At 44.5% G+C, this 20007-nt stretch carries 17 protein-coding genes; 12 read left to right on the forward strand and 5 right to left on the reverse strand.

Annotated elements, in window-relative coordinates; all coding sequences use genetic code 11:
* Positions 1-112: 112 nt before the first annotated feature.
* On the forward strand, positions 113-3424 hold the full coding sequence (locus tag KSO86_RS08035) for a leucine-rich repeat domain-containing protein (RefSeq protein WP_216379624.1): 3312 nt from the start codon (positions 113-115) through the stop codon (positions 3422-3424).
* 186 nt (positions 3425-3610) lie between these two features.
* Here the strand turns inward: KSO86_RS08035 and KSO86_RS08040 are convergent, their stop codons facing one another.
* Positions 3611-4456 (reverse strand): RipA family octameric membrane protein, encoded by an 846-nt coding sequence (locus tag KSO86_RS08040; RefSeq protein WP_216379626.1) that lies wholly within the window; start codon positions 4454-4456, stop codon positions 3611-3613.
* Positions 4457-4959: 503 nt separating this feature from the next.
* Here KSO86_RS08040 and KSO86_RS08045 point away from each other — a divergent pair.
* From KSO86_RS08045 to KSO86_RS08080, 8 genes are all read left to right on the forward strand, one after another.
* Positions 4960-5313 (forward strand): cupin domain-containing protein, encoded by a 354-nt coding sequence (locus KSO86_RS08045; protein WP_216379628.1) that lies wholly within the window; start codon positions 4960-4962, stop codon positions 5311-5313.
* Entirely contained in the window at positions 5310-6128 is an 819-nt protein-coding gene (locus KSO86_RS08050; protein WP_216379630.1) for a class I SAM-dependent methyltransferase, read from the forward strand. The genes KSO86_RS08045 and KSO86_RS08050 overlap by 4 nt, the downstream gene beginning before the upstream one ends.
* Positions 6129-6359: 231 nt before the next feature.
* Positions 6360-6617 (forward strand): helix-turn-helix transcriptional regulator, encoded by a 258-nt coding sequence (locus KSO86_RS08055; protein WP_216379634.1) that lies wholly within the window; start codon positions 6360-6362, stop codon positions 6615-6617.
* A complete protein-coding gene (locus KSO86_RS08060) occupies positions 6614-7813 on the forward strand; it encodes a type II toxin-antitoxin system HipA family toxin (protein WP_253280686.1) in 1200 nt (399 codons plus the stop codon). The genes KSO86_RS08055 and KSO86_RS08060 overlap by 4 nt, the downstream gene beginning before the upstream one ends.
* 247 nt (positions 7814-8060) lie before the next feature.
* Entirely contained in the window at positions 8061-9842 is a 1782-nt protein-coding gene (locus KSO86_RS08065) for a DUF2075 domain-containing protein (protein ID WP_216379639.1), read from the forward strand.
* Between the two features lies 1 nt (position 9843).
* Complete coding sequence (locus tag KSO86_RS08070) at positions 9844-10194, forward strand: nucleotide pyrophosphohydrolase (protein ID WP_216379646.1); 351 nt, start codon at positions 9844-9846, stop codon at positions 10192-10194.
* A gap of 285 nt (positions 10195-10479) precedes the next feature.
* The gene (locus KSO86_RS08075) at positions 10480-14367 is read left to right on the forward strand and encodes a YobI family P-loop NTPase (protein WP_216379648.1); all 3888 of its coding nucleotides are present in this window, start codon (positions 10480-10482) and stop codon (positions 14365-14367) included.
* A 629-nt stretch (positions 14368-14996) separates the two neighbouring features.
* On the forward strand, positions 14997-15155 hold the full coding sequence (locus tag KSO86_RS08080) for a hypothetical protein (protein ID WP_216379650.1): 159 nt from the start codon (positions 14997-14999) through the stop codon (positions 15153-15155).
* Between the two features lie 107 nt (positions 15156-15262).
* Here KSO86_RS08080 and KSO86_RS08085 read toward each other — a convergent pair whose 3' ends face one another.
* Together KSO86_RS08085 and KSO86_RS08090 are read right to left on the reverse strand one after the other, a co-directional pair.
* Positions 15263-15757, reverse strand: a complete 495-nt coding sequence (locus KSO86_RS08085) for a P-loop NTPase family protein (RefSeq protein ID WP_216379651.1) — start codon at positions 15755-15757, stop codon at positions 15263-15265.
* A gap of 225 nt (positions 15758-15982) precedes the next feature.
* Entirely contained in the window at positions 15983-16453 is a 471-nt protein-coding gene (locus tag KSO86_RS08090) for an Abi family protein (protein WP_216379655.1), read from the reverse strand.
* Between the two features lie 201 nt (positions 16454-16654).
* Here KSO86_RS08090 and KSO86_RS08095 point away from each other — a divergent pair, with 201 nt between their 5' ends.
* The 3 genes from KSO86_RS08095 to KSO86_RS08105 are packed head-to-tail and all read left to right on the forward strand — an operon-like array spanning position 16655 to position 18532.
* Positions 16655-17371: an ASCH domain-containing protein gene (locus KSO86_RS08095; RefSeq protein ID WP_216379657.1), complete on the forward strand. Its 717-nt coding sequence runs from the start codon at positions 16655-16657 to the stop codon at positions 17369-17371.
* Between the two features lie 12 nt (positions 17372-17383).
* On the forward strand, positions 17384-18097 hold the full coding sequence (locus KSO86_RS08100; RefSeq protein ID WP_216379659.1) for a potassium channel family protein: 714 nt from the start codon (positions 17384-17386) through the stop codon (positions 18095-18097).
* Positions 18098-18112: 15 nt separating this feature from the next.
* Positions 18113-18532 carry a rhodanese-like domain-containing protein gene (locus KSO86_RS08105; protein WP_216379660.1) on the forward strand — a complete coding sequence of 140 codons (420 nt, stop codon included), beginning with the start codon at positions 18113-18115 and terminating at the stop codon, positions 18530-18532.
* A 61-nt stretch (positions 18533-18593) separates the two neighbouring features.
* Here the strand turns inward: KSO86_RS08105 and KSO86_RS08110 are convergent, their stop codons facing one another.
* Entirely contained in the window at positions 18594-19055 is a 462-nt protein-coding gene (locus KSO86_RS08110; RefSeq protein WP_216379663.1) for a Dps family protein, read from the reverse strand.
* A 67-nt stretch (positions 19056-19122) separates the two neighbouring features.
* Positions 19123-19671, reverse strand: coding sequence for an NADPH-dependent FMN reductase (locus KSO86_RS08115; protein ID WP_216379664.1), 549 nt, complete (start codon positions 19669-19671; stop codon positions 19123-19125).
* Positions 19672-20007: the final 336 nt, after the last annotated feature.

A 20007-nucleotide genomic window follows, 5' to 3' on the forward strand; every position in this document is an offset into this window, starting at 1 on the left:
CTAGCTAGCACCTAGGCTCCCACGGTGACCAGCAGCGGTGTGCAGAAATACACCTGAGGTCCGTAGTAAAAGAACTGACCGCATGGTCATTGACAATAATACAGGGAGAAAAATGAGTAATCATCTACGACGACGTCGTGTGATCACTTTGGTGTCGACACTGGGGGTACTGTCTCTTGGTGTTGCCCCCGCGGCGAGCGCTCAAATTACAGCCGAAGCCCAGCTAGCGAGCTGTGTCACCGCACAGGCAAAAGAAGAAAATGTTCCAGAAGACAGCATTACAAGGTTGAGTTGCCGTTTTACTGGTGGAGAGTTTAGCGATCTAAGTAAATTGCAGCAGTACTCTAGACTAGAGTCTGTCGATCTCCAACGAGTTAAAATTCAGTCGTTAGAGGGACTAGAAAAATTAACGAGCTTGACATCGTTGGCGCTCTATCAAGCGGATATTAATGATATTTCTCGTCTTGAAAACTTAACAAACCTAACTAGCCTCTCTTTGAATGAAAATAAAATTGAAGATGTCGCTCCACTTGCAAAGCTGACAAAACTTCAAAAGCTAGAGTTGAGAAAGAATTATTTATTTGACCTTTCACCGTTGAAAGATCTCACTGCACAGATTGATGCAAAATTACAACGCCCGATGTTGACCCGGTACGTAGGGGATCTAGTGCCAGTTGTTAAAGATCGGACTGGAAAGGTTATTGCGCCAAAAGAAGAATCGCAAAAAGCTACTCAGATATTTGAAACGGGCATGGAGTATAAAGCTCGTTACTGGGCTGATCAGACGTTCAATGGGAATATGACTATACACGTTTTGCCAAGGGGAGATAAACCTGCCGACGATGATTCGATGACTCCATCGCCCATCTCGTCGCCCCCAGAAACTGAGCCAGATAATAGTAAATCTCCAGTTACCGATCCGATGCTTCGGTCGTGTATCCGCTTAGTGCCAGAGCATCGCATTGGTGGGCATGGTGAAGTAACGAAGGGACATGTCGAGCAACTTACAGAATTGCGTTGTGTCGGTCGCAATATATCTAGCTTGGAAGGCTTACAGCACGCTAAAAACCTGCGTGTCTTGGATCTTACACAAAACCATTTGTCGGATCTCAGTCCGCTCAATAATCTTTCTAAACTGGAAGTCTTGCGATTAGATCAAGCTGAAGTAAAAGATCTTTCTGCGCTCAAAGAGCTACCAAATCTCAAGGAACTGTACCTTTATAACAATGATTTGCGATCTATCGATGGCCTTGGAAATTTCCCGCGGCTTACCCACATTTCGTTGATGAAGAATAAGATTTCAACGATCGACGTTCTCAAGAAGTACCCCGAATTAACATTCGTCAATGTAGCGCAAAATCAGATCACCTCGCTGAAACCTGTCAGCCAGATAACAAAACTTGAAGATCTCCGAGCTCATCATAATAATATTAACGATATTGCAGGGCTTAAGAACCTTAATAAACTCACAAACCTTGAGTTGGGCGCCAATAAAATCAACTCGATCGAGGAATTGCGGGAGCCGACGCAGTTACGCACTATTTCGGTGCGCGAAAACAAGATTACCGATATTTCCCCATTGGCACATTTGGTCCATCCATATCGGGTAGATGTTTCATACAACCCGATCGCGAATGCGTCTGTACTAGACTCCTTAAAATTCGATCCAAAGGATCCCAAGGTCGATCCGAACGAAGCACACGGATTAATCAACATTCAAAATAAACCAGCTCCGGTTCCAGTTCCTGAAAGTCCAGAAGGAGCAGTCGTGCAATGGTATGGAGCACCTGGTGCAGCAACAGGATCTGCTATTGCACAGCAATCGTGTGATTTTACTGGTGACGGGAAGAAAGATATCGTCGTCGGCGCGTGGGCTCATCAGGAAGAAACAACCGGAATGGTTGGCGTCGCATACGTCGTTCCTAATGGTGCTAAACCAGGTGATCTGGATGATCCGGCAACTGGTGCAATTAAAATATACGGTCCTCAGGTTGCATCTCTCACCGGGTTTAATGTCTCATGCGTCGGTGATGTCAATGGTGATGGAAAAGCTGACATTGGTGTGTCCAGCCATAAAGCTGACCGTGGCTACGTTGTTTTTGGAACCGATAAAATTGAGCCTATACATCTTAATAAACTAGGCGACAAGGGAATCGAAATCTCTTCTCGAACTTCAAAAATCGGTGCTGGATGGATTGTCACCGGTGCAGGTGACCTGAATGACGACAAGCTTGCCGATATCGCCGTCGTCTCTCAAGCCGGCGGAAAAGACAAGCGTGGTGAAGTTACGATTATTGCAGGTTCCGCCACGAGTTCACCAGTTACGCTACAAGACTCCGAACGGATACTGGCTCGCATAGTTGGAAATACAGACATGCCAGTCTTTAATTTTACTCAGGCGGGAGATGTTGACGGTGACGGTGTGAGCGATTTTCTTGTTGGCGGTTACTACGCAACAGCTCCGCAAGCGCAGAGTCCAAAGACTGGAATGGCATGGGTTATCTCTGGAAAATCACGTGGCACGATAAATGTGTCTGAAGACTTAGATGGTTTCGCAATTCAAGGGCCACTTCGCGGTGGTGACCGGTTAGGCATTGCCGTTGCACCACTTGGTGATATTAATAATGACGGTTATGCAGACGTAATGGTCGGCGCCAATCCAACTAAAGGAAATGGCTCGGTTGCTGTGGTACTAGGGGCCGCAGAACACAATATGGTCACCATTGATCCTGAGGCTCAGCTTCCAGTAACCGATAAAAAGGGTAGTCGTGGTTGGTGGATCGTGGATTCGCGTCCAGCTGGATATTTGGGATACGGGATGTCTGCAGTACCTGCCCGCAATGGCAATACTGGGACGATTATTTTAGGATCGTCGCAAGCTGCCCGGGCTGTTGCTTTTGATACCTCAGTTCTAACCGGGATCATGGATAATTCGCGTGCTCAACCAGTGTTAGGTGGCATCGTAGACATCGCGAAGATCAGTCCAGATTCCAAAGTAGAACTCCAAGGAAACAACGACCGGTTGGGACGCGCAATTGGTGTTGTTAAGGATTTCAATGAATATAGTGGTGCACTTATGGTTGCTGGCGCTGATCGGGCCGGTAATCCAACCGGACGCGGTTCCATCGTCTTAGCTATGTTGCCGGCGGTACGTTCACTCGGGCATGTTGTGCCAGATAAGCCGGATGCTCCTAGCAAGCCAGATACGGATAAACCAAGGACTGATAATTCGGTTAATATTGGGAAAGAACAGCCTAAGAATGACACTCAAAGCGAGCAAACTGCAAGTACAAAACCTCATGTGACAACGCTGGACTTAGCTCATACTGGGGTTGGTATTGAACAACTAGGCTGGGCAGTAGGAATGTTACTTGTTACTGGTGGTGGTTTTGTTGGGTATCGAAAGTATCATCGTAAACGTTGAACGATTACTGGCAAATAATTGAGAACTGCTGATAGTGGGTTGGTTTTCTAGACAAGGCCTTGTCTATAAAACCAACCCACTATCGATAGATATAGACGAGTCGTGTTAGGCACTGGAGGCTACCGCCGTCAAAAATGATAAGCGTAGAGGTTTGACGCGCGGAGTCTAGAGGTAAGTCGCTGGAAATCATCTATGAATATTTATGGAAATTAGGCTGAAGATAGACCTAGGACTATTAGGCTGCATGTTTTGACTCTTGTTCTTATCTTCTTGAGTGAAAGTGGCTAAGTAGTTCTGTGCTAAGTTTCCGATATTAAAGTTGAACGGATCAGAGTTATCATGCTCCGTATTTTCTTTGGCTACACTAGAATTTGTTGTGGAAAGTAACAAATATGCGAAAACCATAGACAAAACCACGATCATTATGATCATAAACTGCTGTTTCGACAGGTTTGGATAACGTGGGAATACTACGCATAATGAATATAAGTAAATGATGCCCCAGAAGGCAAGTATCACTAAACTCAGAAGTTGGTTGATCTTAGACACAGAATAGGGGAACGGCTTTAAAGAGAAAGGGCAAGGCTTTGCCGATGTCTTTGTGACGGAATGAATCGGGATCCCAGCAATTATTTCGAGGATATTGACATGTTCTTCCCAGTTTTCTTGCCAATATTTACTACCTTTGTTGGCCAGGCACCATCCTAGTGTAAAAATTAATCCTAGTGCCGGAAATAGGATTGAGAAGAGTGCTTGCATACTACTATTAGGTGCTTGCATACTACTATTAGTGGAGGCTCCAGACAGAGTTGTATAGTAGCCTATAAAGATAACGCTAACAAAAACCCAATAGTAGCTTGCTCGCTTCCAATAGAGTCCTATCTCGAAATTTCGTGTTTCATGCGCTATGCGTAAAAGAGTTTCTAAGCGTTTTTGTTGTTCTGTCGAAGACTCGGTTGAAGTCATTGTAGTTGTTCCGTTACCTTCGGTAGTGGAAGGGTATGTTAAGAAAAATTTCTTGTAGTCGTCCATCTTTTTGATCGAACTAGGTATATTTTCGCAATTCATTAGTCTTAAGCCCCTTATTAGTAGTTTGCCCAGAATAATGATAGATGTTAACAGGGGTGTATACAAATATAACCGGCTCTACGTCTTGTCTTTATTGATTTTATGGGTATGGTTAAAGCTATTGTTTTTCTATACGTTCGATTGTTGACCGATGAGTCGAGTGGTGACTGTGCTTAATGTGTGCTTTGCGTGTGTAGTCCTCTTGTTCGACGAAATTGCTGGAGTGGCAGATGTGTGTGATTCCTCTTTGTGTGTCGATGGGTAGTGATAGAACAGAAGTGGAGTGGGGTTAGATCCTTTTCTTGAGTGACTAAGAGGGGTGAAGCGAGTGCGGTGGTTCGGCTCATGTGTCAGTAGTTGGTAGGTGATTGTGTAGGGTGATGTTCTCTGAAGTTGCTCATATTTCTCAGCCCTATCCAAGGAGAATGTGCTAAGGTAAGCCTTACCTAAATATTGAGGAGGGTGAGATGCCGCCAACCCCGTTATCAGAATCAGTTGTGGTAGCTGATACTTTGGCCGATTTACCAGTAGTAAAGAATTCGACGACGTCGCGAGTGGTGGTCAATAACGAATTGCTGCGTCACGTGATGTTTTCGATGGATGCCGGTCAAGTGTTAACCGAGCACTCCTCTTCGCGGGCAGTGATCGTCAATATTCTCTCTGGGAAAATGCTGTTTACAGTTTCCGGTGAGGCTCAAACCGTTAGCAGTGGAGATGTTATTTATCTTGCGCCGAATGAACGCCATGCGGTTGAAGCAGTAGAACCGTCCTATATGTCGTTGACTTTAGTGGTTCAACCAACCTCGGAGAAGACTTCATGAGCGGTGATATAAAAGGTGCTCGCAGTGGACCAGAGGAAAATCGACTACAGGGCCACTGGCTACTAGCCAAAATGGGGAAGCGGGTGCTACGCCCTGGCGGGCTAGAGATGACCACCACTTTGCTAAAGCACGCCAATCTGCAACCCACGCAAACAGTTGTAGAGTTTGGGCCAGGTGTGGGGAAAACTGCTAGTTTGTTGCTTCAAACACCGCCGAGCAGTTACATCGGAGTAGATCCGCACACGGAAGGTACCTCGGAGGTTAGCCGAGTTCTCAAGAACTATCCGTACGTTGCTAGTCGCTTAGTGGCCGCCGATGCGAAGGATACTGGTCTTGAGGACGGCGTGGCAGATATGGTGATGGGTGAAGCAATGCTTACCATGATGTCGCCTGTTGACAAGATGGCGACAATGCGTGAGGCTGCGCGATTGCTGAAACCGGGTGGCAAATATGTCATTCATGAAATGGGACTGACTCCGGACGATATTGCTCCCGAAGTAGCCGGGCAACTACAAAAAGAGATTTCACGTACGATCAAGGTTGGAGCTAGACCGCTCACAATGCCAGAATGGCAGCAACTTCTGACCGAAGCCGGGCTCGCCGTCGAATTCACCTACAGTAACTCCATGAGCTTGCTGGAACCCAAACGCCTGCTTGCTGACGAAGGGGTAGTAGGGGCGCTTCGGATCGTTAAAAACATGATCACTAATCCGGCAGGTCGTAAACGTATGCTTGCGATGCGGGCAATCTTTACCGAGTATGCCGATAACTTGTGTGCCGTTGGTGTTATCGCTACTAAGCCGATCGGTTCGTGACCCGCGTCCGCGAATCTGGGCAATAGCGCAAATCAAGGCGTATATGAGCTAGGTTTGCGCTATTGCCAAGTTTTCCTTACGCACGGTTGCTGGGCTAGCGTTACTCATCCGGGTGGATCCACTTCGGAAATATCCTTCCGAAAAACTGTCTGTATGTCCACGATGTTGATAAAAAATAGGAATTCGGAAAAATTGTTCCGAAAGTAGTGAACCTAGGGTATTCTTATGGTCATGAATACCTTAACCGGAAATATCCTTCCGAAAAAAGCTTCCGCTGTCAGTGCTGCTGGTGCTCCGACGTCGATCGCCCAGAAACTGAAAACGACTCGTAAAGAATATGGACTTACTCAGCAACAGGTAGCCGATCTTGCGGGCGTGTCAGATCGGACTGTTCGTAAGCTCGAACAAGGCGAGACAAGCCCGAGTCTGAAAGCTCTTTTGGCTGTTGCAGCAACCCTTGGTTTAGAGGTTCAGGTGGTACTACCATGAAACAAACACAGGCTATGGAACTTGCTGACTTACGGTTCGTTGAAAACGCAGATGTATATAAAGGAGATCTGCATGCAGGAACACTAACTCGGCTACCTAACGGAGATGTCGAGTTTTCCTACCTTCCCGATTATAGTGGCGAACCGGTTTCATTTTCGTTGCCGTTAGGTGCAAAGACTGTGCGCCCGGGGGGAGCTCTTCCGGCATTCTTTGCCGGGCTGCTACCAGAGGGCCACCGGCTAACAGTATTAAAGCAATACACCAAAACCTCAATGGACGATGAATTGACCATGCTCCTTGCGGTCGGTGCTGATACACCGGGAGATGTCCGAGTCTTTCCTGCCGGGGTGACTCCTGCTGAGCAACCACCGCTTATTGGTGATGTAGCAGACTGGGACTTTGCTACCGTAATCGATACTGTAGATCGGCACGCAGTGCCAGGGGTGCAAAACAAAGCCTCGTCTTCAATGATGAGTGCTCCGATCGCTACTGGAACAGATCATGCGATTCTGAAGATAGATCCTGCGAATTTTCCGCACTTGGTCCAAAACGAGTATCTTCATTTATGTTGTGCAAACGGGTTGAAAATACCAGTAGCTCAGGCCGAAATTGTTACAGATAGGCGAGGGGTAGAAGGACTGCTTGTTCGCCGATTCGATCGTGTAACGAATGAGGATGGTACGTTGTTGCGGCTAGCCCAAGAAGATGCATCGCAGATTCTACAAATTTCACCGGCGCGTAAATATGCGGTTGATTCTGAGGATGTTGTGACTGCGCTAGCAAGCCGAACGCAAGCACCCGTTATTGCAACTCGTAATCTTTACCTTCAATTTCTATTTGCATGGTTAACTGGCAATGGTGATTTGCATGCAAAAAACGTGTCGATACTGCGTAATCCGAAGGGCGTATGGGCGGTGGCTCCTATGTATGATCTGCCGTGCACTGCGCTCTATCGTGACTTTGACATGGCATTACCTATGGGTGGGCGTACGAAAAAAATACGCGCTAGGCACTGGGACGAATTTGCCCAGAATGTAGGTATTCCATTGCGGGCGGCACGGTCAGCACAACGCCTTGCTCTTAGTGTGGCGGAAACTGTTGACTTGTCTCAGCTTCCATTTGAAGGGTCGATCCTGCGGGGAGCACAACGTGAATTGAGTGCGCGGCGTTACGAACTTGGATCTTTGATTGACTGAAGTGACGGATCATCCATCTCTAGGTCGTCCGTATGTGCAGTAACTAGTCTGATGGCAACTAATCTGGATCAAACTGGTGGAGCGGGGTACTTTGCAGTGTGATAATACTAGGGACTAGCCCAGTTTTGCTATGCAAGAATACGAGTACTGGAAGCCAATAAAACGATAAGTCTCCGATAACAAGGTATATTTGAGCTGTTTAGGCACAACGTTTTTGCAACGTCGCATTGACCATCATTGGGGAAACATGAAAGCACAGACTTACATCCAGACCGTACCCTTTGTGGATACTTCAATTGAAGAACTGGAAACCCAAATTAGTAGTAGCTCACATAGTGGTGAGCTAGAGAAATATATATTTGATTACCCTGCAGTTTATGTGATTGAGCATGGAAAATCGGGAAAGTTTAGCGTTTATATCGGTGAAACGAACGATATTCGCAGCCGGACGAAACAACATCTTGATACCACCCAATACACAGCTGACAATTGGCATTTAAAAATACGAGAAACAGATGCAAAACTGCATGTAATTGGAAATACTCTTTTTAATAAATCTTTAACGCTCGATGTTGAGAACAGGCTGATGTCATGGTTGCTTGGAACTCCGCATATTAGCAAGCTGTACAATGGTCGATCTAACCCGCAACGAAATTACTATACTCAAGAACAATTTGATGAAGTATTTCATCAAATCTGGCGGGAACTACGTAAAGAAAATAGTGATCTCTTTCCAGTTGAAAGTGTTATTCGAGATTCGGCTCTTTTCAAGGCTTCGCCTTTCCACAAACTGACAGATGAACAGGTTAACGCTAAGCGTGAAATATACGAATCGGTTCTAGACGCTCTCGATAGTGATAAGACAGGACAACTAATACTTGTCTCTGGTGAGGCAGGATCAGGTAAAACTGTTCTGCTGAGCAATCTATTTTACGAACTTTCTCAGCTACGGTTACATGATGATGAAACCGAACTTGGTCTGTCCGATGTAGGCGCAGCAGCAGAAGTTTTTATGCTTATAAATCACGATGAGCAACTGGTGGTGTATCAGCAGATTGCTCAAAAACTGGGCTTGGGCTCTACGGTTTCGAAACCAACGAGATTCATTAATAATCGGACGGCAAACGATAAAGTCGATGTAATTCTTGTAGACGAAGCCCATCTGTTATGGACGCAAGGGAAGCAGAGTTATCGAGGAAAGAACCAGCTTGCCGATTTACTAGAACGTGCGCGCGTAGTTATTGCTGTATATGACGACAAACAAATTCTAGCCTCCAACCAATATGCAGATTCAATATATGGAGAATGGCTCAACAGAGTTAGCTCGAAAAGAATTCATTTGGAAAACCAAATGCGCATGGATGCGCCTCTAGAAGTTGTGAATTGGATTCGAAGCATAATTGACGATGGCATTGTCAAATCTTGTCCGGCTAACACTGGAAAGTATGAGATTAAAATTTTCGATTCACCTCAGCAACTGCATGACGCGATAGCAGAGAAAGCAACTAGTGTTGAACACGGCTTGTCTCGTCTACTTGCCACATATGATTGGGAGTACAACGCTGGCAAATGTCCAGAAGATATCAGCACATGGAATGTAAAGATTGGCGATTGGTCAATGCCTTGGAATCGTGAAATTAAGCGAACCACGAAAGCGGCTGAAGGTAGAGAACTTAGTAAACGTAATAAAGGTCTTGCTTGGGCAGAACAAGAACAAACTATTGATGAAGTTGGATCAATATTTACAATTCAAGGTTTTGATTTAAATTATGCAGGAGTAATCCTCGGAGAATCAGTGAAATATCGCGATGGGCATATTGTTTTTGATGTGGAAGCTAGCTGTAATACAAATGCCAAAAAGCGCAGGACAATGAGCGATAGATCTAAACGATCGGTTGCTGAGGAATTATTGAGAAACGAGTTAAACGTTTTATTGACTCGGGGAGTCAATGGTCTTTATATCTATGCCATAGATGACGACCTGCGTAAAGCTCTCCACATGGCTACACAAACTTCTGTACAGGAATGATATGAACGAAAAAGACTCGTTTGAGGCAATCGTAGAAACGCTAAATCAATTTCGGGACGAAAGGAATTGGCGTCAGTTTCATTCGGAGAAAGACCTTGCGGTTTCTATTTCTATTGAAGCTGCTGAGCTACTGGAATGTTTTCAATGGGTGTCGTCGCAGGTTGCAACAGCTGAAAAACGAGCTGAGATCGCTGAAGAGCTCGCGGACGTATTGATATATGCATTTATGTTAGCGGATAACATGCGGTTTGATATTCCTAGTATTATTCGATCCAAGATTGCAGTGAATGCTACTAAATATCCTGTCCAAAAGGCTAAAGGTACCGCGAAGAAATATGATCAGCTGTTATGAAGCGGATTACTGGCTTTCCTCTCTTTTATGTCTGGACCGTGCGTAGAATTCAACAGGATTTCCCAGGCAACAAATGAATATAGAGTATCAGACATATTCTCTAAAAAATCACTAACCGTATTAACCTTGCATCGATGACGATTGAGGTGGTTATTGTGCTAAACGGTAACTATTGAGAGAGGATAGTGGATATCATTAAATTTCATCGGATTACTCGTAACCGGTATCCATACCAACAAAGTGATTAATTGATAGTCCACCGATTTTGGAAAATAAGGAGTGAAAATGGCGGAAAGTACCGAGGGTTCGGAACAAGATAAAAGTTGGGGTCTACTTCCGTTAACCCCGAAGTATAACAAGAACGAACATGAGAATTATGTTGCGGAGATAGAGCGAGCGCTAAACACTCAGCCATCGGTTCTTAACATTGCTATCTCTGCAGATTACGGTCTTGGAAAGAGCAGTATTCTCAATAAAGTCAAAGAGAATCATGGCGACAGTGCGATAGTTATTTCTTTGTCGACACTCAATCCAAAGGAAAGGGCTGAGAAAAGTGAACAGTGCCCAGAAGCAGAATCCATAACGAACCAGATCCAAAAGGCTATCGTCAAGCAGCTTATAAGTATGGAACCACCGGCAGTTGCGCAGCGTTCGAGTTTCCGAAGGATAGAGCTCTATAGATGGCCTAGAGCTTTATTATTTTCGTTGCTCATTACGTTGTTTTACGCAGTCGGCTCGGTATTTGTACACAGTGTATTTTCCTCTCAAGGTTGGAACTGGTGGGCGGACGGAATTGTTTTAGCGGTTTCCTTGATAGTTTTATTTTGCGCTACTTTACTGGGATACTGGATGTTTTCTGGAACAGTTTCTATTCGACAACTTAGTTTTAAATCAATGTCGCTCTCTCTGGACAGAAACTCTGAAAACTATTTTGACCAGTATTTTGCAGAAATCTCATATTTCTTCAAAGCACAACCTGAGATCGACGTTGTAATTTTTGAAGATATTGATCGGTTTAATGATCCGTTAATCTTCGACTCATTACGGGAATTGAATACTCTGATCAATAATATTCGGTGTAGAGATAAGCAGAAGCGAGTTCGATTTATTTACGCAACTCGGGACAGCATCTTTGGAAATCTGACCGATGTAAAAAAGGAAAATACGATTGTTCCTGGGTCCTCTCGGACAAAGTTCTTCGATCTCATTATCCCGATTGTTCCATTTATTTCAGCTTGGAATTCACGTGACCATATCAAAAAATTGTTTGAGGATTGTCCTGGAAATAAGGATGGGGCTCGTCTGGCCAATTTGTTTGATAACAATCTTCTAGATCTAATAATTAAATATATGCCAGACACGCGTGCGATTAAGCAATTGCGAAATGAATATATTGTTTTCTATGAACGATTAATAAAAGAAGGTGATAAGTCACTCGATTTGAATTCTAATGAGCTACTCGCAATGCTAGCTGTGAAGGTTGCATATCCAAGTGAATTCGAAAAAAGCCGACGAGGAGAAGGTATTTTAGAAGATGTTTATCAAGCTTCTCGGAATTTCCGTGCTGAGTTGCTTGATAGAAACCGGCGAACTCTAGATAGTCGGAGTATTGAACAGTCCCGAATAAAACGTTTAGACAAACGAGCTGAGGAACTTGGCATTACGCTTGACGGGTATTTGGTCGGAGTAGCTCATGCTATCGACTATGAGAATCCAGTATATGAAATAACTATAGATGACGAAGAGTTTGCTCAGGAAGGTATAAGAACATCCAAATTCTGGAAATGTTTCGCGGATTACCTTAAAGAGGGCGAAAAAACTATCAAGGTTACTTATAGTCATTCCTTATATGAAACAGATACACTCAATTTTGATAGCGATGACATCTGCAGAGTTTTGGGGTTAAAGAATACTTTATCTGACTGGGACGAAGGCGTTGCGGAGCATTTAAGTGATGAGATTTCATCTTTAGAAAGACAGAAAAAGGAAATTGAAAGTTCCTCAATCAGCGAACTTATAAAACATAATAATTGGGTTATTGGCGATGCAGAGAAAAGTTCTTTCTTTTCAAAGATTAAACCTACAGTTAGCCCTTATCTAATGCTAGAAGAATTCCTTTATGAAGGGTATATTAAAGCGAATTATGTACTGTATACATCTTCATTCAATGGTGGAAAGCTAACTGCTAATGCTTTGAATTTTGACTTTCACCATATTCAGACAGGTCATCCTGATTATTATTATAAGTTGGACAATAACGATATTGACTCTCTAATTAACTCTCAAGATCATCAGGATTTTGGACGCCCAGGGTTTCTTAACTTCGATATTTTGAATTACTTGTTCTATCGATTGGATGAGGAACATGATTCGGTTTTCGAACGAGCTTCATCTACACTGCTTAAAGCGTTGAGTAAACTCAGTGAAGATGGTGTCCACTTCATCGGCCATTATCTGATTAATGAACCAGTTATGAGTGAAAATGAAAATAGAGAAAACCGGTATTCAATAGCGCTTGAACAATTTATTCAACAGCTCGCTGCTATTTCTCCCAGAATTTTCGAATGTTTCATTACCGAAGAAATCGATTACGAAGTGTACGAAATGCCTGGCAATAGTTATGAATTCGAAAACGCTGGATATTCCGATGCACAATTCGAAGATATGCTGAAATATGGCGGATGCCTACTAAAGTTTATAGATATCGCTTTTGCACACGTCTCTTTAGATACCCAATATGTAATAACTGAAAGGGCTAAAGATTACCTTAGTAATCATTATTACGATCTGGCAGAAATTCGACGTACCGATCCGCAGGGTGCCATGTATGTAAACATTGCAGATCCTGATGCAGTGTGTGCTCTCATTCGTCAATTAGATATCTATGATGTTGCGTTGGAGCGGCTCGATCATAAAGTAAGGCGGGGATTAATTGCGATTAATCAGTATGAGGTGACAATTGCAAATATTAAACTATTGACGGACTTAGAATCTGAAAAAATAACTTTAGATAAATTAAAATTTCATTTTAGTGACGTTTACGACTTTGTTCTCCGTCGTCTCCAAGAAAACTTTGAGGAGCTATATACGGAAGAATACCTGAAGTGCCACGATGTTGAGCAACTTCCGGGTGTTCTAAACGATCTGTACAACGCAAACCCTGATGCGATAGAGGTTCTATTCCAAAAGAGTGCTAGCGAGTGCATCGTTCAAGATATATCTGAAGTTAATGAAGATGTTTGGCCAATCTTGGCAAAAGAACGGAAGTTTGCTTCGACTTTCCATAATGTTTGGAAATACTACGATAATGCTCAACGCAAAATTGATCAAGATTTGAAAAACTATTTGCTAGGAATAGAAGGTATAGGGGACGCGATATCGGAGGAGGAATACAAAAAGATAGAACTTGCTCAAGCAATTATCAATATAGATGTTCATTCCAACCACAATCGTAATCAAATCGCGAAACTTGTCAGAAGCCTATCGCTGCAAAAGCCTTTAGCTGTAAAGGATATTCCTTTCGACGATATCGCTTTAGTACTTGCACTGGTAGAACATGGTGTTATTGCTCAAGATTACGACTTATATGAAAAAGTAGCACTTCAAGGATGGCCGTGCCTTCGGAATTTTATTGCTGAGACAACTGGTTTTGTTGAATGTGTATCCCCGGAACTTGTTGGTCAAAACCTTCTTAATCTACTTCAAAGTAAATTAATCAGTGGCAATATAAAAGATAAAGTTCTTTCCGATCTGGAACAGTATGTAGATCGATATGGGGCGAAAGCTGAAAACCCGAATTATGGACAGATCATTTCTTACATTGCTGATAATAAAAAGTCTATCTCGGCTACCTCTCTTTTAGCATTAGTTAAGGCTGCAAAAGCTGATGAAGCTGATTCGTTGCACGAGCTAGAGAAGCTAAAAATTATTACAGTAATTCCTTTGCTTTACGATTCCGATAATTCAACCGTAGTAAATGTGATTCTAGAGGATCTCGGGGAGCCATACTCGTGGTTGGCAACCCCGAATGCGCGTAGACTTAGTTTAGAGAGATCCTCAGAGCACTATGGTCTTCTGGGTTTGCTGATGGAAGAAGACGGTTATTACGTTAACACGGTCCCAAACCTATATGATGGTGACGATCCTTTTAGGGTCAATATGAAAAGGCAGTAGAGGATTTCGTGAAGATTGGTGGCATCGAGGCTATAGTTCCGATAATACGGAATATGTAAAACTACTTGTTGATGGAGTAGAAGTTGCCAGAGCTGAAATCACGCCTTGGGAGCTTTCTGAGTCTTATGATGGTCTATCTAGCGTGTGAAATGTCTACCAAATTTGGTTTTTCGAAGTGCGAGATGGTTTTCGTCTTAAAGGTATTGGACGTAAATTTGCGCAGATGCTTATAGAAGCTTATGAGCCTGGTACTTATTGCCTTCTCCGCAGGCGCAGACGATTTCTGGTCATCTATTGGTTGGATTCACTGTCGACGCAAGGATAACGATCCACGCCGTAGGCTACTGTTTGTAAGTAAAATATGGTGACTTGTTAGTTATATTTGTTGCTCAACGGATGATATTCGATAGTTTCACTTGTTGAATATGGAACAGTTCATTGTTTGTTGGGCTGAGGCTTCGGCTTCTTAGCTAATGAAAGCTACGCACGATCGAAGTTTTTGCTAGAAAGACAAAATTCCAAAGCAATCCGCCAAATAGTCTGATAAAGATGTGAAACACTCAGCGGTTAATATTGAAGAATTATCCATAAGGGCATTTTGTAACATTTCCTACTCATAAAATTCAACTATGACGACGAATCAGCAGCTTTGGGGTGTTCATAATGACGCACTATTCAACAAGCTAATCGAGGAGGGTTTCATCTTATGGGCAGGCATACTTCGACGATTTGCTTTTGAAATGCAGGTCGGCGATCTTGTGTTTTGCGACTGCCTGGCCAATATTTAACAGTAGCTAACCTGAACCGGGTGTTAAATCGTATAGTAATATAGATGCGTTCAGGCACTAATTTTTCTGTCTAACAGGTGGATTGTTAATCCTAAAGACTGGGATTATCAATCGTATTCTTTTAAATATTTATCAGCTTCTTCGCGATTTCTAAATATTAAAATCGTTTTGTCAGAATATTTGTTTAGCAACTGCATTACTTTCGGCTTACTCTGAATATTGTAGCCTTTTATGAATTCAATAAATTCCTCATCTACTTCATTTTCAGACTCCACCCAAGGTATATCGGTTCTCTCTCTTCCTTTTCTCGCATTTACACCATCTAAACATATTTTTAATGGATAATCTAGAAAAATAACTGTATCGCAAGCCTTTAATCTGAGTTCCATCGTAGACCCATAATTTCCATCTATAATCCATTCTTCTTTCTGAACTGTTTCATTCAATCGCTTTATGAATATATCTTTTTCTACCGTTGTTTTGTCAGGATTCCAATTCATATTATCCAAATGATATAATGGAAGGTTTGTTTTCTTTTGTAGGGCTCTGGAGAATGTACTTTTTCCACTTCCGGGACAGCCAATTATCATTATCTTTTTCATAAATTACTTTCTATTTGGAACAAGTTTACTAACAATTACTCTAAACAGAACGCCAATCCATATTTTGTTTCTCTAGTAGAGAGCTTGAAAGCCAGTGTTCATCTTCAACTGTTTGAGCCAGCGCCGAATAACAATGATTGCACCGTAACTACCCGGATCTGCAAAATCCGGGGCATCTCGCTTCTCTTTGGGGCGAACTTTGAAAGAGATATCGAATGAGCGGTTCTAGAGCTGAGCATAGTGAGCACATTTGTTGCGAAGCGAAGAATATGCGTGCAATGTGGAAGAAAAACCTTCACTAGCAATAGCTAATGAATCAGCCGTATTCAAAATAATATCTTTGTTTGCCATGTCTTCCGCAGTAGCTGCGAGTGCATTTTGTTTATGTGATCGTCCAACCCGGGTGTCACTGCAAGGTAGTTTTCTTTTTATTTCTAATGCTTCAAGCAGTAATCGCCGCAAGCGTTGATCGAGGTCTATAAGAGACGAAATATCGTCAAAACTGATGCCGGGGGCGAAATTATTCTTGCCATGTCGAGGGTCTTCTTGAAATTCTCGAGCATACCCAGAAAAACGATAATAATTATGGGATCGCAAAAAATCCTCGGCTTCAGTTTTGGAATGAATAATAAGACCGCGTTCTTCTAACAAAAGAACCTGATCTTCTATTGAAAGAAAGCACTTATTGTTCGTCATGGCATTCCCAAAGTGAAAATTGGCCCTCCGCATTTGAGGAAGCCGAAGCTCTAGCCTTGGGAGGGCGCTGACGTAACTAATCTATCAGATTTCCTTGTAGAGCAGAACCCATATTTTATGCATTACTTAACTGACTGAGGGACTTTTAGAGAATGCGAGGATTGTGAAAGTAACTGGTGTGTAATGCACTAAACTATCCCTATGCTTTCAGAATCTACCCGTGCTCTTGTGGCACATGCGCTCGCGGATCATGCCCGTAGCTCGGCGCCCATTCCCAGTTCGGTTTCCGACCATGGCACCGATAGTTCCACGTTGGTCTCGCTCATCGCTACCGCCCAAACTCGTTCTGGCCGCGTGATCGCGGGTTTGTCTGTGGCTGATTTCGGTCAGTTACGTGCCAAGAATATTTTTGCCGACGACGATCCCGCCGTCGCCGTCGTCCTATTGCACGCGCCAACTGGCACAATTGTGTGTCCGCCAAAATTCTGGCGGGAGTTGTTGTGTGCCTATGATCCGGATATCACGTGTGTTATACGAGATGACGCTGGCCTACATGAAGCACTAGCGAGCCAACTCCCGATGCGCGAATTCACTGCGCTTGCCCCGCAGCAGATAAATATGTGGGAGGGGTATGAGACGCTTGTCATGAGCGGGCAGAAGAAGCAGACTATCCGGCTGGACGATCCATTCGTGGTGGGGCCAGCGCAGATTGTGTTTGATAAGGATTCTGGGAGGGTCATAGTGGATGCGGTGGTAACTGCGGTGCGCTCGTGCAAACTGTCGGAGCTTACTGAGGAAGATGCACGCCGCGATGGTTTTGCCTCGTTGGCAGAGCTTTATTCGGCATTGCATCGCCATTATCCGCAGCTGCCTAACGATCCGCCGGTGGACATAGTGACGTATGAGCTTGCGAAGTGAAGAGGCGTGAATATGAGTCGAGTAGAAAAATGGGAGCAGCGAACTGAGCTCCCGATGGTGATTCTGGCCGTGGTTTTTCTGGTTTTATACGGCTGGGAAGTTATTGGCGATCTCCACGGCCTCTCGCGGCTGCGCATGGAACTAGCGATGAACGCGATCTGGGGAGTTTTCATCGTCGACTATTGCGTCCGCCTGATCATTGCAGATAATCGGCGATCCTGGTTCCTGCGAAATTTGTTCGATCTTGTGATCGTGCTTTTGCCGCTGTTACGCCCACTTCGCGTGCTTCGTCTGCTGGCGTTTGTGAAGGTTCTGGGCCAGCGGGTAACGGTGGGATTTCGCGGAAAAATCGTTGTCTATGCGGTGTGTGCTGTGACGATGTTGGTTCTTATTTCAGCAATCGCGGTGCTCGATGCGGAGCGCCGGGCGCCGGGGACGATGCTTGCTAACTTCGGGGATTCGTTGTGGTGGGCGTTCGTTACGATTACCACCGTGGGTTACGGGGATCTATTCCCGGTGACGACGACGGGACGTGTTATTGCCTTGCTCCTCATGGTTGGTGGAATCGCGCTGACCGGTATTGTTACGGCAACACTTGCGTCATGGATTGTTGAAACAGTTAGTGAGGAGTCTGAGGTTCACCAGACGGCAACTAAGAAAGAAATCGCTGATCTGCGTGCTGAAATTAGTGAATTAAAGGAGCTTCTCGCACAGCAAACGCTTTAGACTACAATGAGCGGTATGATGAAGAAAATTTATACTGGCGCTGTGTGCGGTTTGTGCCTTGTTCTGGCCGGTTGTTCAGCTCCTGAGCAAGCCCAGCCAAATACCGCCACCGAATCAGTGTCCAGTAATAGCTCCCAGATGACGGATACGAAGAAGGACCAAAACCCGATGATTATTGATGTTCGTACCCCAGAAGAATTTGCTACCGGCCACGTTGCTGGTGCTGTTAATTTTGATGTCAGCGATGCCGAGTTCCAAAACCAAGTCAAGGATCTAGATAAATCTGCGGCCTATGTTCTGTACTGCCGTTCTGGCAATCGCGCTGAAGGAGCCAAAGGCTATCTAGAAAGCATTGGCTTTACCGACGTGAAGAACCTTGGGTCGGTCCAGGATGCGTCCCAAGAGTTGGGCTTGGACGTCGTCGTCGATAAATAACTTAAGTGACTGTACAAAAAATTGGGGCGAACCGCGGTTCGCCCCAATTTTTGTTTTAAGCTCAAGCCTTGTCGATTGATGATCCAATAAACCAAGCTTGCTGCTCAAGCTGGCGGACGTAGTCAAGCAGGATATCGGCAGAAGCCGGATCTTCGGCGTCGACCTTCTCATGTACTTGGCGCATCGTGCTAACGGTTGCGTTGATAACCTCAACTGCTGCTGCTACAGCTTCTTCAGTGGAGACGATTGTTTCTTTGACTGCCGGAAGAGAAGTCATCTCGCCAATCGTTTGAGGGCGTCCGTCCGGGACAAGGCCAATAGCGCGCATGCGCTCAGCAACTTCGTCAGATGCTGCGCGTGCAATAGCGACGACCTCATCTAGGTAGAGGTGGAGGCCACGGAAGCCAACGCCAACGACGTTCCAATGTAACTGCTTACCCACGAGGGAAAGCGCCGTTACGTCGGTCAATACTTTCTGCAAGCTCTCCGATAGAACAGTTGAGCCAGAAAAACCCTTCGTCATCATTTTCCTCTCGTTGAAAATTTTCTTTGACTATTCAATTATCTCCCGGATGGAGACAAAGAGCGCGTTACTTCGCTAGCAGACGAAAAGTGGAAACGAATTTATCAATTGCGGTCTGGAAGAAGGAGGCGGTTTGCGGGTTAAGAGTGTTGCCGTCGTACAACTTGTGAATAAAGCTCAAATACATTTCCGGCTGAGAAATGACATGCGCATCTAAGAATGACAAAACGGTTCGCAGATCGCGGTTGGCGCCGAAACCACCCATGGCTCCCGGGGTGGCAGTGGCAACGAGGGTTGGCTTGCCGGCAAATGATGTTGAACCGTAAGGACGGGAGATAATATCGAGCGCATTTTTCAGGACCGCCGGAATGGAACGGTTGAATTCCGGGGTGGTGATAATGAAGCCATCGCAGGAGTTCACGGTTTCGCGCAAGGTGGCAACAGATTCGGGAAGAGACTCAGGGGTATCCCACTCTGGGCTGTAGAACGGCAGCTGGTCGATAGCGATATCGACGACGTCGAACCCTTCTGGCAGTAATGCTGCTAGATCATGAGCGACTTTCTTATTCCACGAATCTTCGCGGGTACTTCCAACAATGATGCCAATCTTCGGCATGAGAGAGCCTTTCTCTATAAAGAAATAAACGCTTGTGCGCCGGTTAAAATTATTGCAGAAAAAACTTGAATGTTGTAGTAAATCGAGTCAATTTTGCTTATAGGTGAGTTGTGACGACGGCGAACCATGCTTACGCGGGCTCTAAATGCCATAGCGGGTGGCGAGCTGTCCAGTTCAAAGCTATGTTGGATGCCTTACGTAGGCTATTTTCGTTGTAAATAAACGAAAATAGCTGACTGTGAGTTGTGTTATGGCAATGTGGTTTGCTGTTTGGGTTGTGGGTGCGTATAGTTTTTATCTGTCGCCGGGAACGCGGTTGTGGTTCTGGTGGTTGCC

The sequence above is a fragment of the Arcanobacterium phocae genome, from assembly GCF_018913465.1.
GTDB lineage: Bacteria > Actinomycetota > Actinomycetes > Actinomycetales > Actinomycetaceae > Arcanobacterium > Arcanobacterium phocae_A.